The sequence below is a fragment of the Calidifontibacillus oryziterrae genome (assembly GCF_000331575.1).
Lineage (GTDB): Bacteria > Bacillota > Bacilli > Bacillales > Bacillaceae_J > Calidifontibacillus_A > Calidifontibacillus_A oryziterrae.
The window spans coordinates 234238-249426 of sequence record NZ_KB223527.1 but is presented as its reverse complement, the minus strand read 5'-3'; the positions used below and the strand labels follow the sequence as shown (position 1 = coordinate 249426).

Genomic DNA, 15189 nt, shown 5'->3' with positions numbered 1-15189 from the left:
ACCTGTAATTATTTTTGTTATGTTTAAAAAGCAGCATTGATAAACTAATATCATAGCTGCTTTTTTAGCGATATCCTCATATTTAAACGTTTTTCTTCTTTAATATTTAATATAAGAAAGAATAAAGAATAAAAATGATGACACTTAGGAAGAAACAAGTTATGAAAATAGATTTAATGCGCTCAATCCAAAGTTTTTTTGTCTTTCTAATCATATGTTTTTGTTGGTTTCGAATTGATTGTCTACGGCTTTCCATTTTCGCTAACTCCTTTCTTGCATATAATAGTATTGTAAGCCATGATTTATTTTGTAATTATTTTACCATTAAAGGAAAACCAAGTAAGTAGAAAATCCCGCTTTTTTTTATATTATTTATAATTTTGTTAAGAAATACAAAACATTCTTGTAATGAAAGGAGTTCTCATGAAAATTATTCATTCACAGCCCTATAAGACGGTAAATCGAAGAATAGAAGGGGACCAACAACTTTTTACCCAAATGAATGATCAACTTGATTTATATAATGATCGAATTAGTACGAAAGATAAGCATTTTTTGCTAAAGGATATATTTGATATTTCATTTAAATCATTTTCTTCAAACGAAGGTTTACTATACTTGCACACAAATCAAGGCGTATATTCGTTCTCAGTAAAGGAGAATCCGTCATCATTCATAACATCATTTAAAAGCCTAAAATCATGAAAGTAACATTTTTAAATTTGGGAAATAAATATATGTAAACTTAAAAATAAAGATATTATGATATAATGTAATAGTGAGAATTCCGTTCTAAATCGTATATAAAAATCTTTTTGATAATATGATAATAGGAAGACAATAGGGGAAATTCAGACGGAGTGTGAGATCTTTATGCGATTAGTGAAAACAATCCCTAACATGTTTACATTAGGGAATCTATATTGCGGTTTTTTATCGATCGGATTCGCTGCAAGTGGTCAATTTAAAAATGCAGCGATTTTAATATTAATTGGAATGATGTTAGACAGTATGGATGGAAGACTTGCTAGGATGTTAAATGCAGATAGTGTATTAGGTAAAGAGTTAGATTCGCTAGCAGATATTGTAACATTTGGAGTTGCACCATCGTTTTTAGTTTATTATACATATTTTTATCAATTTGATTTATTAGGATTTTTTGTTGCGGGGTTATTTCCTTTATTCGGTGCTTATCGCTTAGCTAGATTTAATATCACAACAAGCAAGTCAACATTGAATTACTTTATTGGCGTTCCAATCACAGCAGCTGGGGGTATTCTAGCGCTGTTAACACTGTTTGGAGACTTGATTCCTAACATTGTAACCACTGTGATTTTTACAGCGTTATGTTTTTTAATGGTAAGTAGAATAAGAATCCCTAGCTTAAAGGAAGTACCTCTTCCTAAATACGGGACAATCGTAACCATTTTTTTAGGATGTCTTCTTTATGTTATTTATAAAGGTACATATGATCAGTTTCCATACTTAATTTATATTGCTACACCGCTTTATGTCGCCTATCTAGCCTACCGTTTCATTAAAGGGAAAAATAAAAAATATGTTGATTAACACAAAAAAGCTGCTTTCAATGCAGCTTTTGTTATTCTCTAGGAAATTATAAAATTTGATCCTGTGGATAAATACTATAGCAAAGAGAGTAGTCGTCCAGCTCCAGCGCCCAGCGACTAGTAAACTTCGCTCATCTCGTTTGCGATAAGTCAACATCGACTCGTCCCTCGTCGTGTTTCCTTTATCTCAGTCGATGCGCTCTTAGTTTATACGTCGCTAATCAGGGCGCTTGCGCTTTTGTTATTCTCTAGGAAATTATAAAATTTGATCCTGTGGATAAATACTATAGCAAAGAGAGTAGTCGTCCAGCTCCAGCGCCCAGCGACTAGTAAACTTCGCTCATCTCGTTTGCGATAAGTCAACATCGACTCGTCCCTCGTCGTGTTTCCTTTATCTCAGTCGATGCGCTCTTAGTTTATACGTCGCTAATCAGGGCGCTTGCGCTTTTGTTCATACTTTATCAATGTGGATAAAGTCCGTGTTTTCTATGGCTTTTTCACAATTTGATGAACAATCTTATTTACATCAGAACGACTTATTTTTTCTTTTCCTGCTGCTAACGCATCAAGAGTACTGTAGGCAAGAGCAAGCGGGATTTTGCAAAAATGAACGATCGTTTCAGTTTTTATACTTTTTATATATTCGTTCGCAAGCCCAAGATTGCGGCGAGCGTATGAAAACATATCAGCTAATTCCCAGTCATTAGGGAAAAAGTTAACCCCCCGATCATTATCTTCCTCGTAGTTACGGAGAATATTGACAGATTGTAATCCGCGTCCAAATGCTATGGCAAGCTGCTTGTCTGTCTCAGTATTGTCATACCATTTCCAAATGTCAGTAAGCATAACCCCTACTAAACCGGCCACATAATATGTATATTCATCTAAATCTTTTTCATTTTGAATCCGCCATTCCTTTAAAGCCCACTTAGCCATTCCTTTTGCCATAATTGAGATTGCATCTAAAATATCAGGTAATATTGATGGTGGACAAAGCTTTATCCAATCATGAAGACGTAATGTCACGGCAGGTAAAATTGTATTATACGGACGCAATACAGTTTGTATGTCGTTTTCATTAAAAGGCTTTTTTAACAGTTCACTTAATGTCGTTAAAAGGTTATTTTTTGTAGTTCCGTCTAGTTCTGGGTGATCTTCAATTTCGTCAATCGCTCTCATTCCTAAATAAGCGGAAGCTACCGCTTCTTGCAATCCAGGTGATAAATAGCTAATAGGAATAAAGAACGTCCTACTTGTTGCTTTTAATATTTCCATAGCTTCAGTTTGTAACCTACATAAATCACTCAACTTAATGAGCCTCCTTACTATTAAATCCTTACGGTAATAATCTATGTATTATTAATTTATAAATTTTGGCTGTGATAGTGCATTATAAATTCCTATGAAATGATGGTTATATGTTGTAATTTGAAAGCACAAGCCTTTATTTTAAGAATACATGTATTTAAAAGATACTGCAAAACAAAGCTCTTGTATCATAAAACAATTAAAAATTTCATGACTATTTACAAAATGCTTTATCATTTCATGGTAAAATTATCAAAATGGATGCTTTTGTTGAGGGGAGCTTGAGAATGGGGACATTTCTTATAATCGGGTATTGTATTTTTATACTCTTCATACTTTTTTTAGTAATAAAAGCCGCAGTATCTAAAGGAATAGATTCTTCGATGGAAATTAAAATGTTAAAATATGAGATACGAGATTTAAAAGAACAATTAAAAACAGTACAACAAGATGAACAAACTACCAATATTATTAATAAGAAAATTTAATGATGATGATATCCTGGATATAGAATACGTTAAGTATCTATATCCAGTTTTTGTTATGAATACTTTTGGGATGTCATTTTCCATTTTACTACTTTTACGAAAGCCATTTTTACGTTTCACTACTCTCACGAAAGCCATTTTTACGTTTCACTACTCTCACGAAAGCCATTTTACTACTTTTACGAAAGCCATTTTACTACTTTTACGAAAGCCATTTTATTACTTTTATGAATGCTATTTTCTGTTTCATTATTTTACGAAATTTATTTTCCATTTCGAAACTCTCGCGAAAGTTATTTTTACGTTTCACTACTCTCATAGGATAGCTGCCATGTTATTCCGAACTTATCTTGCACAATACCGTAGCATTTACTCCAAAATGTTTCTTGCAGTTCCATTTCAACGGTCCCATCTTCTTTCAGCTTTTGGAAAAACGCTTTAATTTTATCAATGTCATCATGAATAACCGCAAGAGTGACATTATTTCCTATTTGAAAAGGAGTACCTGGAAACGTATCTGAAAACATAATTCTACTACCAGTTATGTACATTTCGGCGTGCATAATTAAATTTTTCGCTTCATCTGGAAGTGAGGATTCAGGATTTGGCGGAGCATCACCAAATGTCATCAATCGTGGTGTTTCTGTTTCAAATACATCTGCGTAAAAGTTGACTGCCTCAAGACAATTTCCGTTAAAACTAATATAAATATTTAAAGCCAATTTATTCACTCCTCGAATTAAATTTTTGTTGTTTGTCAAGAAACGACTTCCTTACATTAATGTATGTTTAGCTGTTTAATTATAATTATGCGTTCTTGGAAATGTGCTATTATGAACATCTTCTTGACCATAACGTAACGTAAAGGTGTAGTGTAAACATACAAATGAGGAAACAACATGGAATCCACGCACCAGAAATTCGCTAAGCTAGTTGGAGTTAGTACAATGACATTAAGATATAGTGATGAATGAATAGAGGCTAAACAAATCGGAATTATCTACCATGAACCGTTATTCAGTAGCGAATTCGTATTGCTAACTAGATTTATCATCAGCAAAACGGCGCGATTCTTAATTTGCTGACGATAAAAAGGATTTACTATCAGCAAAACGGCGCGATCCTCAATTTGCTGACGATAAAATGGATTTACTATCAGCAAAACGTCGCGATCCTCAATTTGCTGATAATAAAAAGGATTTACTATCAGCAAAACGTCGCGATCCTCAATTTGCTGATAATAAAAAGGATTTACTATCAGCAAAACGGCGCGATTCTCAATTTGCTGATAATAAAAAGGATTTACTATCAGCAAAACGTCGCGATCCTCAATTTGCTGACGATAAAAAGGATTTACTATCAGCAAAACGTCGCGATCCTCAATTTGCTGACGATAAAAAGGATTTACTATCAGCAAAACGTCGCGATCCTCAATTTGCTGACGATAAAAAGGATTTACTATCAGCAAAATGTCGCGATCCTCAATTTGCTGACGATAAAAAGGATTTACTATCAGCAAAATGTCGCGATCCTCAATTTGCTGACGATAAAAAGGATTTACTATCAGCAAAATGTCGCGATCCTCAATTTGCTGATAATAAAAAGGATTTACTATCAGCAAAATGTCGGGATTCTCAATTTGCTGGTAATAAAAATCTTTTCATCTCTTAATAATTGCTAACTCACAAATTGTTGTTGGATGACACGACGGTATCTACCATAAATATCGTTATAAGCGGGCTCGTATTATTCAATTTTGTATTCCAGCAATGAGGTAACTTCAGTGAACCCAAGCTTTTCATACAATTTTCTAGCAGGATTCCCGGCAAATACATTTAATTGCACCGATTTCATTCCTTGACTACGAAAAATTTGAAGAGCATACTGCATTAAGGCCTTTCCAATTCCACGACTACGATAGTAGGGTAAGACATATAGCTCATAAACAAAGCCAAGTGGTTCATTTTTATAATAGTTAGTATCAATACCAAGTAGAAGCCAGCCAACTATACCCCAATCTCCTTGAAACACTAAATAGTATCCACCTCTTGCTATAATAGTGGACGTCATATATTCGCTCTTTACATGCTCAATGTTCATGTACCCATTCGATAGTTCTTCAGTTAACACTTTTGAAAAATGTTGAATATAATTGGTTTCATCTTCAGTGGCTCTACGAATAAACAATTTAGCACCTCACATTCATAGGTTTAGCACACATAATCAAAAATGTAGGTTAATTATGTTGTTATCAAATAATTGAGATATCATACACCAGTTATAAAATCACAATAAAAAAACACAATAAAAAAACACATTATTATTTAATGCAAATACTAAAAAAATGTTCAATAAATTAAGTTTTAATGTATAAAAAACGGAAACATCACACAAGTGATAAAAAACGTACTATAATAAAAGAAGTTCATATTGAATAAAACATCTTTCGTTTTCATATGATTTTACCTTTATCGATAAGAGAGAAGGGATTTAAACTGTATACTACTTTATTTAACGAACTGCTTATTCGTGTTAAGAGTTTAGCTTATATAGAGAAGGATGAGACATTTGATGCTCGGATTAAAACCGAAACGGAAGAATTAGTATTGCTTTTTTTAAGTATGAAAGAGGAAATCGAACGAAATATAAAAGAAAATGTACAAAAAAAATACAATAATGAGTTTAATGAAAAAGGGATGGGTTTGCATGTTCAAGTTCAAGAACAGCAAATGAAGTTATACAAAGAAAAAGAACAACTTAAAACTCAATTGGAGAATGAAAGAAAGAAACATCAAATGCGACTAGAGGAAGTACAGCAAAATCTTTTAAAAACCTATCAAGAAAAGCAAGAATTGCAAAGGTTGCTTGAGGGAAATCACATTGTTCATGAACAATTATCCAATAAAATAACTCAATTAGAAAAGCAAACTGAAAATCTCCAAGCGAACCTTGAATTTGAAATTCGAGCCCGTAAAGAAATTGAACGGCAAGTATACCAGGACCAAACAACACGATAAAGAAACACGATAAAGAAACACGATAAAGAAACCGTCTAAAGAAACCGTCTAAAGAAACCGTCTAAAGAAACACGATGATAAAGAAACACAATAAAGAAACACAATAAAGACCTTATCCGATATTAAGGTTGTGCTGAACTCCAAAAGTTAGAATTAGTTCGTCTAACTTTGAGGTGCATATCAGGTTAAGGTCTTTTTACTATATGTACTCATAAATTATTGCTTAATTCTCATTTTTTAATCTTTCAATGATCTTTACGGCTTCTAGTACAATCGCTTGTTCTTTCTCATTATAGGAGTTAAACGTTTCTTTATCGTTATAGTGCTTTTCCAGAAACACGTCCAAAAATTCTCGGTCTTCATCAATTAAATCGCTAACCTGTGTTTTTCCATCAATCGTAACTAGGTGAGCATTGTCTTCCATTAATTGGACATTCATCGTTGATGAAGTGGTGCTAGAACTACATGCTGATAAAATAAAAATAATGATAAGAAGGATTGAAAATAGTTTTTTCATTCCTAAACACCCCGTTTTTATTTTAATTATTACATAAGAAATCGAAGTGTAATTTCCAAAAATGTGAATTATTTGTGATATAAATGGAATAAGGTGGTAGATTATCTTAAATATGTTAATTTAATGACTATTAACTGTTATTGAATTGTAATTTTCGATGTTATGTAGTTTTTGTTATATTATAATAGATAGAAAACGATCGGATTAAATAAACGAAGGAGTTGTTTAGGCTTGAGTCATCCAGAAAATGTCTATTTAAATATGTGTCGCTATATTTTAGAAAATGGCAATCTAAAAGAAGATCGCACAGGGACTGGGACCCGTTCGGTTTTTGGTTACCAAATGAGATTTGATTTAAATAAAGGTTTTCCATTGTTAACTACAAAAAAAATTCCTTTTCGTTTAATTGCTAGTGAACTATTGTGGTTCATCAAAGGTGATACAAACATCCGCTACTTATTACAGCATAATAACAATATTTGGAATGAGTGGGCATTTAAAAATTGGGTAGAAAGTGATGAATATCATGGACCTGATATGACGAACTTTGGCTTACGAAGTCTCCACGACGAACAATTTAGTAAACTATATGAAAATGAAATGGACAAGTTTAAAGCAAGAGTTCTTGAGGATGAGGATTTCGCTAAAAAGTATGGAGAGCTTGGTCCGGTGTATGGTAAGCAATGGCGCCAGTGGGAAAATTCTCGTGGAGAAATGATCGACCAATTAAAGAATGTAGTAGAAGAAATTAAACGAAATCCGGATAGTCGTCGTTTGCTTATAGTTGCTTATAATCCAGGCGAAGTTTCTGGAATGGCATTACCTCCATGTCATAGTCTTTTCCAGTTTTATGTAGCAGATGGGAAGTTAAGCTGTCAGCTTTATCAACGGTCAGGTGATGTGTTCCTCGGAGTGCCGTTTAATATTGCAAGCTATGCCCTTTTAACTCATTTGATCGCTCATGAGTGTGGCTTGCAAGTTGGCGATTTTGTACATACATTTGGAGATGCGCATATTTACTTAAACCATATAGAGCAAATTAATATTCAGTTAAGCCGTGAACCGCTGCCATTCCCAACGTTAAAGCTTAATCCAAATATCAATTCTGTGTTTAATTTTAATATGGATGATATCGAGATAGTCGATTATCATCCACATCCGACTATCTCCGCACCAGTAGCAGTGTAAATAGTAATGGGAATAATTTTTTAATAAAGTGCTGTTAAAGCTTAATCCAAATATCAATTCTGTGTTTAATTTTAATATGGATGATATTGAGATAGTCGATTATCATCCACATCCGACTATTTCAGCACCAGTAGCAGTGTAAATAGTAATGGGTATAATTTTTTAATAAAGTGCTGATAACGAGGAATGTTTTTGCATTTTGATAAAGTGCAAATACTATGGAGGGATTAGATGATTTCGATAGTTGTTGCTATGGATAAAAACAGAGTGATTGGTAAAGATAATCAATTACCTTGGCACTTACCTGCGGATCTCAATTATTTTAAAACCGTAACTATGGGGAAGCCGATAGTCATGGGCAGAAAAACATATGAATCAATCGGTCGTCCTTTGCCGGGACGGGAAAATATAATCATTACTAGAAATAGGGAATTTCATGCTGAAGGATGTACAATAGAGCATTCAATAGATTATATAAAAAAGCTTAGTCATGATAACAATATCGAAGTCTGTGTCATTGGTGGTTCAGAAATATTTCATGAGGTATTACCAATTTCTGATCGATTATATATAACTGAGATCGAGCATGAGTTTTTAGGGGATACATTTTTCCCTAAAATTGATAAAGAGGAATGGATGCTGACAAAAAGTGAGCAGGGTCCGAAGGATGAGAAAAATCCATATACTTATTTCTTTCATGTATATGAAAAAAGATAAAATAATTGGGAACAAACCCTACTAATTTCTGGATTTATTCTACCAAATTATTTGAAAAATGTTATAATTAATAGACGCATAACATAGTCGTATTACAAGATGAAATGTTAATGGAAATGAGGGGTTTATCATGAATCAATCAATTGTTGTCCCAATCGACGGATCTGAGCATTCGATTCGAGCACTTGATTTCGCAATAAAAACCGCAAATTGTACGGGTGATCATATAATCCTTGTTAATGTGCAACCAAGATTTGACGAGACATGGGATCCTGCAAAATCTGATAAAGAAATAGATGAAGTACATCACAAAGCAGGAGAAGAACTATTAGAAAAGGCTAAGGAGGTTCTAAACGAATCAAATATTCCATACACTGCAAAAATTAGATTAGGTTTACCAACAGTGGAAATTTGCGCTGAAGCAAAAGAATCAAATGCAAGGTGCATTATTATGGGATCAAGAGGAATGGGACCTGACGTTAGTAAAGCCTTAGGCAGTGTAGGGTATGGCGTTATTCATTTAACTCCTTGTCCATTGACGCTAATACCTGCAAATAGCTAAAAACTTTTTGATATTAGACTTCTGACGGACTTGTCGAGACCGTTAGAAGTTTTTATTATTGTTAGGGAATTATAAAATTTGATCCTGTGGATAAATACTATAGCACAGAGAGTAGTCGTCCAGCTCCAGCGCCCAGCGAGTAGTAAACTTCGCTCATCTCTTTTGCGATAAGTCAACATCGACTCGTCCCTTGACGTGTTTCCTTTATCTCAGTCGAGGCTCTCTTAGTTTATACATCGCTAATCAGGGCGCCTATAGCTTTTTTGTTCTTCGTAAAGGTAGGGTCGGATTACATTGCCCATCTTTTTCCAAACATTTAAATTATTTAGAAAAAAATCTTTATAATTAAAAAACCATGTTATAATAATTAAATAATTGAAATGTAAGTTTACGTTAGAAAGGATCTTATATAATGGAAGGTACAAAGCAAATGAGAAAAGTGCAAATTGAGGATATCATTATTGCGAACCACGCATTAAAGGATGTAGTAAATCACACACCACTCCAACGAAATGATATTTTATCCGAACGATATCAATGTAACATTTACTTGAAAAGAGAAGATTTACAAATTGTGCGGTCATTTAAAATCCGTGGCGCCTATAACAAAATTCAAAGCTTAAATAAGGAAGAATTAAAAAATGGCGTTGTTTGTGCGAGTGCGGGTAATCACGCCCAAGGTGTTGCTTTTTCATGTCAGGCTTTGAAAATTAAAGGGAAAATCTATATGCCGTCAACCACGCCACGTCAAAAGATCAATCAAGTGAAACGATTTGGTGGCGAATTTGTTGAGGTCGTGTTAATTGGCGACACGTTTGATGACTCTTTTGCTAAAGCGATGGAGTGTTGTGAAAAAGAGGGAAGCACGTTTATTCATCCATTTGATGATCCCCATGTTATAGCCGGACAAGGTACAGTTGCGATGGAGATTATGAATGACATCGACGAAAATGTTGATTATTTATTTGCAGCGATAGGTGGAGGCGGTTTAATATCAGGGATTGGAACATATATGAAAAGTATTAGTCCGAATACAAAAATCATCGGAGTTGAACCTGAGGGTGCCCCATCTATGAAAATATCTTTAGACCAAGACGAAGTAATTACACTTGATCATATTGATAAATTTGTCGATGGTGCTGCTGTTAAAACAGTTGGGCAACAAACATTTGATATTTGTAAAGAAATTCTAGAAGATGTCACGGTGGTTCCAGAAGGAAAGGTATGTACAACCATTCTTGAATTATATAATGAAAATGCAATTGTAGTAGAGCCCGCAGGCACATTATCTGTATCTGCTCTCGATTTTAATAAAGAAAAAATTAAAGGGAAAAATGTTGTATGTATCATTAGTGGTGGCAATAACGATATCAGTAGAATGCAAGAGATGAAAGAAAAATCTTTAATATATGAAGGATTAATGCATTATTTTATCGTGAACTTCCCGCAGCGCGCTGGAGCACTACGAGAGTTTTTGGATGAAGTGTTAGGGCCAGACGATGATATAACACGCTTTGAATATACGAAAAAAAATAATAAAGACAACGGTCCGGCACTGGTAGGGATTGAATTAAAACAAAGAAAGGATTATGAGCCTTTAATTGATCGGATGAGAAAGAAAGGCTTTCGGTTCCAAGAAATAAATAAAGATATGAATTTATTTAATTTACTAATCTAATGAATGTGATGAAGAATATGTCATAAAGGTGACATATTCTTCTTTTATTTGTCGAAAAGTTCACGAATTTGTCGAATAAGTATAGTAAAAAAATATCTAAGTCATGGTTTACTTTTAAGTAAGCGCTTAATATTTTTTAGTTTGAACAAAATGTGAAATTCTTCGCAGAAGTGTGACATTACTCACAGTCGGATTTCATCATGAGGACTATTATTATCTTATAATATTTTTTATTCTTCCCTACTTTAAAATATTATTAGTGAGTAAAGAATTCGGACAATGAATGGGGGGTTCATGATGATTAAAAAAACATGCCCTGAAGAATATCCAATAACGTTATATTTGAATGGCCATAATCTAGCAACCTATCAGCTAACAAATCGAGATTTAGAAGATTGGGCATATGGCTATTTATTTTCCGAGGCTGTCATTAGTTCACCTAATGATCTAAAAAAACTTGTAGTCGATGAGGGACGGGGTAGGATATTAGCAGAAACAACAGGTGATTTTGATTTTAATAGTTTTAAAGAAAAACAACTCAATTTTACCGCGGGTTGTGGTAGGGGTGTAACCTTTTTTTCGATGTCAGATGTAAAAAGATTCAATAAGGTTAAAACAAACCGAACCGTTTCGCTATCTTATTTATTAAAGAAAAGACACGAATTCGCGATGAATTCTCCTTTATACCTTGAAACAGGAGGTATGCATGGTGCATGCATCGTGGACCGTGAAGGTAGAATCTATGTTAAAGAGGATATTGGTAGACACAATGCAGTTGATAAAGTAATTGGCTATGCATTGCGTCATAACATGAAGCCTGAGGATTTAATTCTATTAACTACAGGTCGTATCTCTTATGAAATGCTTTCTAAAGCTGCTAGATTTGGTTTTGGAATAATTGGTTCTAGAACTGCAGCAACAAAGCAAGCTATTCAACTGGCAAACTTCCTCAATGTGGAAGTGATTGGTTACATTAGGGGGAAGATGGTAAACGTTTACACGAATTGTGGGCGCGTTCTTCATGATCTCAATGAAAAAGCTGCTGGGAATAGCAATTAATTAGTACCACTATTATTAATTTCACTAGATTTGAAGTCGGTTTCATATGGGGGTATGAACGACTTTAAATAGATATTTGTTCTTAGAAAGGGATGAAAAATAAATGGCAGAATTTACACGTAGACAGTTTTTGAAATTGTCTGGTGCAACTGCTGCGACATTAGCTGTTGTGGAGCTTGGTTTTAATACAAACGAAGCAAAAGCAAAAGCTAAAGAGTTGAAAATAGCAGAAGCTACTGTTACACCGACAATTTGTTGTTATTGTGCTGTTGGATGTGGGATTTTGGTGCATGCAAAGGATGACAAAGTTGTTTATACAGAAGGTGACCCAGACCATCCAATTAACGAGGGTTCACTTTGTAGTAAAGGGACAACAATTCGTCAGGTGTTTGAATCCGATCGTCGGATGACAAAGCCTCTTTATCGTGCCCCTGGTAGTGATAAATGGGAAGAAAAAGATTGGAACTGGATGTACGATAGGATTGCTCAAAAAGTCAAAGAAACTCGTGATAAAACATTTGTTACAACTGACGAAAAGGGCATGAAGGTTAACCGCACTGATGCAATTGGTTGCTTAGGTGGGGCAGCATTAGATAATGAGGAAACATATTTACTTGCAAAATTAATGAGAGGGCTTGGACTAACATATATTGAACACCAAGCTCGTATATGACACAGCTCTACGGTTGCCGGTCTGGCACCTTCATTTGGTCGTGGAGCAATGACAAATCACTGGAATGATTTACAAAATTCTGATTGTATTTTAATTATGGGGTCTAACCCTGCTGAAAACCATCCAATTAGCTTCCGTTGGATTTTAAAGGCGAAAGAAAAGGGCGGAAAAATTGTTTCGGTTGACCCGCGTTTTACACGTAGTTCAGCAAAAGCTGATATTTACGCACCAATGCGCTCAGGTACTGATATCGCATTCCTCGGTGGATTGATTAATTACGCAATCGAAAATAATCTTTATCATAAAGAATATATTGCGAAGTATACAAATGCTGCGTTCATTTTAAATGACGATTATGATTTTAGCGATGGTTTGTTTAGTGGGTATGATGAAGCAAGCCGTTCTTATGATCAAAAAACTTGGGCATTCAAGACGGATGCTGAAGGAAAAACATTAAAGGATGAAACGCTACAAGATCCACGTTGTGTGTTCCAAATCATGAAAAAGCATTACTCACGCTATGATATTGATACTGTAACAGCTACAACAGGTACACCGAAGGATGTCTATTTAGAAGTAGCGAAAGCATTCTGCGGAACAGGTAAAGCTGATAAGACAGGTACCATTATGTATGCAATGGGTGGAACTCAACATACAACTGGATCTCAAAATGTGCGCATGTATGCCACTATCCAAATGCTATTAGGTAATATTGGACGTCCTGGTGGAGGAGTAAATGCACTTCGTGGTGAATCAAATGTACAAGGTTCAACGGACTTTGGATTATTATTTCACAACATCCCAGGCTATATAAACGTACCAACTGCAAGTGAAAAATGGGCAACTTTAGAAGCCTTTAACACAACAGAAACACCTAAGTCAGGCTATTGGAGCAATAAACCAAAATTCTTTGTTAGTTACTTAAAGGCAATGTATGGAAAAAGTGCAACAGCAGATAACGAATTTGGCTATCAATTCCATCCGAAATTGAAAGAAGGAAAAAACTATTCCTTTATGGGACTATTTGATGATATGTTTGAAGGAAATCTGCAAGGATTGTTCTTATTTGGACAAAATCCGGTTGTTGGCGCACCAAATGCAACAAGGGCTCATAAAGCACTAGAAAATTTAGATTGGATGGTTGCTATTGACCTTTGGGAAACAGAAACTTCAATGTTCTGGAAAAAAGAAGCAGGAAAAAACCCTGCAGACATCAAAACAGAAGTGTTCTTCTTACCTGCATGTAGCTCTTATGAAAAAGAAGGAACAATAACAAACTCCGGACGTTGGATGCAATATCGTTGGCAAGGCATTAAGCCGAAAGGTGATTCTAAAGCAGATTTAGAAATGATTCATATGTTAGCTCGAAAGCTAAAAGAGCTTTATAAAAATGATAATTCTGAAGTAGCGCAACCATTTAACGCAATGGATTGGAATTTTGGAAGCAGTGATCACCCAGATATCGATCTTGTTCAACGTGAAATCAACGGTTTTGATTCTAAAACTGGTAAGTTAATTCCTGGATTCGGTGGTCTAAAAGATGATGGTTCAACATTATGTGGGAACTGGATCTATTGTGGATTCTATCCTGAAGATGGTAAGAACTTATCGAAGGCACGTGACAATAAGGATACAGGAATGGGTAACTTCTTAAATTGGTCTTACGCTTGGCCAATGAATCGTCGTATTCTTTATAATCGTTCTTCAGCAGATTATAACGGTAAGCCATGGTCTGATGACAAAAAGGTTATTTGGTGGGACGAGGCGAAGAAGGAATGGACTGGCTATGATGTCCCTGACTTTGGTAAAACAACGGTTCCTAATGAAGGAGCTGGTTTAAATCCATTCATTATGAATGCATCAGGAGTAGGAAATATGTTTGCACCAATGAAGGATGGTCCATTACCAGAGCATTATGAGCCTTATGAAAGCCCAATTCCAAATCCGTTTTCTAGTGTTCCTTTTAGCCCTGCTGCAAAAATTTTCAGTGAAAAGAGCAATAAAAAGGGTAATCCAAAGGACTTCCCAATTGTTGCTACAACGTATCGTATAAGTGAGCATTGGCAAACTGGGGCAATGACACGTAATCAAGAATGGTTATCTGAATTAATGCCGCATATGTACGTTGAAATTAGTGAGGAATTAGCGAAGGAAAAAGGAATAAAAAATAAAGATCGAGTTATTTTAAGTTCAGCTCGTTCTGAAATTGAAGTATACGCACTTGTTACAAAGCGTTTTAAGCCTTATACAGTTAGAGGTCAGCTAGTACATCATATTGGTATGCCTTGGAGCTATGGATACAGTGGTATAGCAACAGGTGCGTCTGCCAATGATTTAACAATCAACGTAGGGGATGCTAACTCACAAATTCCGGAATATAAAGCGTTCCTCTGTAATGTAAGGAGGGCTTAAGG

Annotated in this window: 16 protein-coding genes; 12 read left to right on the top strand and 4 right to left on the bottom strand. The window is 34.8% G+C overall.

All coding sequences use genetic code 11. The features are described from left to right. The first annotated feature begins 423 nt into the window (after window positions 1-423). Together D612_RS0109730 and pssA are read left to right on the top strand one after the other, a co-directional pair. A complete protein-coding gene (locus D612_RS0109730; RefSeq protein WP_017755274.1) occupies window positions 424-705 on the top strand; it encodes a hypothetical protein in 282 nt (93 codons plus the stop codon). Between the two features lie 168 nt (window positions 706-873). Continuing rightward, window positions 874-1569 carry a CDP-diacylglycerol--serine O-phosphatidyltransferase gene (gene pssA / locus D612_RS0109725; RefSeq protein ID WP_017755273.1) on the top strand — a complete coding sequence of 232 codons (696 nt, stop codon included), beginning with the start codon at window positions 874-876 and terminating at the stop codon, window positions 1567-1569. Window positions 1570-2054: 485 nt separating this feature from the next. Here the strand turns inward: pssA and D612_RS0109720 are convergent, their stop codons facing one another. After that, the gene (locus D612_RS0109720; protein ID WP_017755272.1) at window positions 2055-2876 is read right to left on the bottom strand and encodes a squalene/phytoene synthase family protein; all 822 of its coding nucleotides are present in this window, start codon (window positions 2874-2876) and stop codon (window positions 2055-2057) included. A 287-nt stretch (window positions 2877-3163) separates the two neighbouring features. Between D612_RS0109720 and D612_RS0109715 the strand changes: the two genes are divergently transcribed. Further along, window positions 3164-3364 carry a hypothetical protein gene (locus tag D612_RS0109715; protein ID WP_017755271.1) on the top strand — a complete coding sequence of 67 codons (201 nt, stop codon included), beginning with the start codon at window positions 3164-3166 and terminating at the stop codon, window positions 3362-3364. Window positions 3365-3663: 299 nt separating this feature from the next. Here the strand turns inward: D612_RS0109715 and D612_RS0109710 are convergent, their stop codons facing one another. After that, the gene (locus tag D612_RS0109710) at window positions 3664-4086 is read right to left on the bottom strand and encodes a VOC family protein (protein ID WP_017755270.1); all 423 of its coding nucleotides are present in this window, start codon (window positions 4084-4086) and stop codon (window positions 3664-3666) included. A gap of 421 nt (window positions 4087-4507) precedes the next feature. Here D612_RS0109710 and D612_RS19855 point away from each other — a divergent pair, with 421 nt between their 5' ends. Next, window positions 4508-5035, top strand: coding sequence for a hypothetical protein (locus D612_RS19855; RefSeq protein ID WP_017755269.1), 528 nt, complete (start codon window positions 4508-4510; stop codon window positions 5033-5035). 75 nt (window positions 5036-5110) lie between these two features. Here D612_RS19855 and D612_RS0109700 read toward each other — a convergent pair whose 3' ends face one another. Next, window positions 5111-5551 (bottom strand): GNAT family N-acetyltransferase, encoded by a 441-nt coding sequence (locus D612_RS0109700; RefSeq protein WP_017755268.1) that lies wholly within the window; start codon window positions 5549-5551, stop codon window positions 5111-5113. A gap of 269 nt (window positions 5552-5820) precedes the next feature. Between D612_RS0109700 and D612_RS0109695 the strand changes: the two genes are divergently transcribed. Continuing rightward, a complete protein-coding gene (locus D612_RS0109695; protein ID WP_017755267.1) occupies window positions 5821-6381 on the top strand; it encodes a hypothetical protein in 561 nt (186 codons plus the stop codon). A gap of 223 nt (window positions 6382-6604) precedes the next feature. On the opposite strand, the gene D612_RS0109690 is transcribed toward D612_RS0109695, so the two are convergent. Further along, the gene (locus D612_RS0109690) at window positions 6605-6898 is read right to left on the bottom strand and encodes a hypothetical protein (RefSeq protein WP_017755266.1); all 294 of its coding nucleotides are present in this window, start codon (window positions 6896-6898) and stop codon (window positions 6605-6607) included. A gap of 231 nt (window positions 6899-7129) precedes the next feature. Between D612_RS0109690 and D612_RS0109685 the strand changes: the two genes are divergently transcribed. The 7 genes from D612_RS0109685 to fdnG all read left to right on the top strand — a co-directional run bounded on the left by D612_RS0109685 (window position 7130) and on the right by fdnG (window position 15187). Continuing rightward, window positions 7130-8086, top strand: coding sequence for a thymidylate synthase (locus D612_RS0109685; RefSeq protein WP_017755265.1), 957 nt, complete (start codon window positions 7130-7132; stop codon window positions 8084-8086). A gap of 28 nt (window positions 8087-8114) precedes the next feature. Beyond that, window positions 8115-8228, top strand: coding sequence for a thymidylate synthase (locus D612_RS19450; RefSeq protein ID WP_071591157.1), 114 nt, complete (start codon window positions 8115-8117; stop codon window positions 8226-8228). A gap of 89 nt (window positions 8229-8317) precedes the next feature. Then, the gene (locus D612_RS0109680) at window positions 8318-8803 is read left to right on the top strand and encodes a dihydrofolate reductase (protein ID WP_017755264.1); all 486 of its coding nucleotides are present in this window, start codon (window positions 8318-8320) and stop codon (window positions 8801-8803) included. Window positions 8804-8933: 130 nt separating this feature from the next. Next, window positions 8934-9365 (top strand): universal stress protein, encoded by a 432-nt coding sequence (locus tag D612_RS0109675; RefSeq protein ID WP_017755263.1) that lies wholly within the window; start codon window positions 8934-8936, stop codon window positions 9363-9365. Between the two features lie 412 nt (window positions 9366-9777). Continuing rightward, window positions 9778-11043 (top strand): threonine ammonia-lyase IlvA, encoded by a 1266-nt coding sequence (gene ilvA, locus D612_RS0109670; RefSeq protein ID WP_017755262.1) that lies wholly within the window; start codon window positions 9778-9780, stop codon window positions 11041-11043. A gap of 297 nt (window positions 11044-11340) precedes the next feature. Next, window positions 11341-12102, top strand: a complete 762-nt coding sequence (gene fdhD, locus D612_RS0109665) for a formate dehydrogenase accessory sulfurtransferase FdhD (protein ID WP_017755261.1) — start codon at window positions 11341-11343, stop codon at window positions 12100-12102. Window positions 12103-12205: 103 nt separating this feature from the next. Next, window positions 12206-15187, top strand: coding sequence for a formate dehydrogenase-N subunit alpha (gene fdnG, locus D612_RS0109655; RefSeq protein ID WP_083888502.1), 2982 nt, complete (start codon window positions 12206-12208; stop codon window positions 15185-15187). Window positions 15188-15189: the final 2 nt, after the last annotated feature.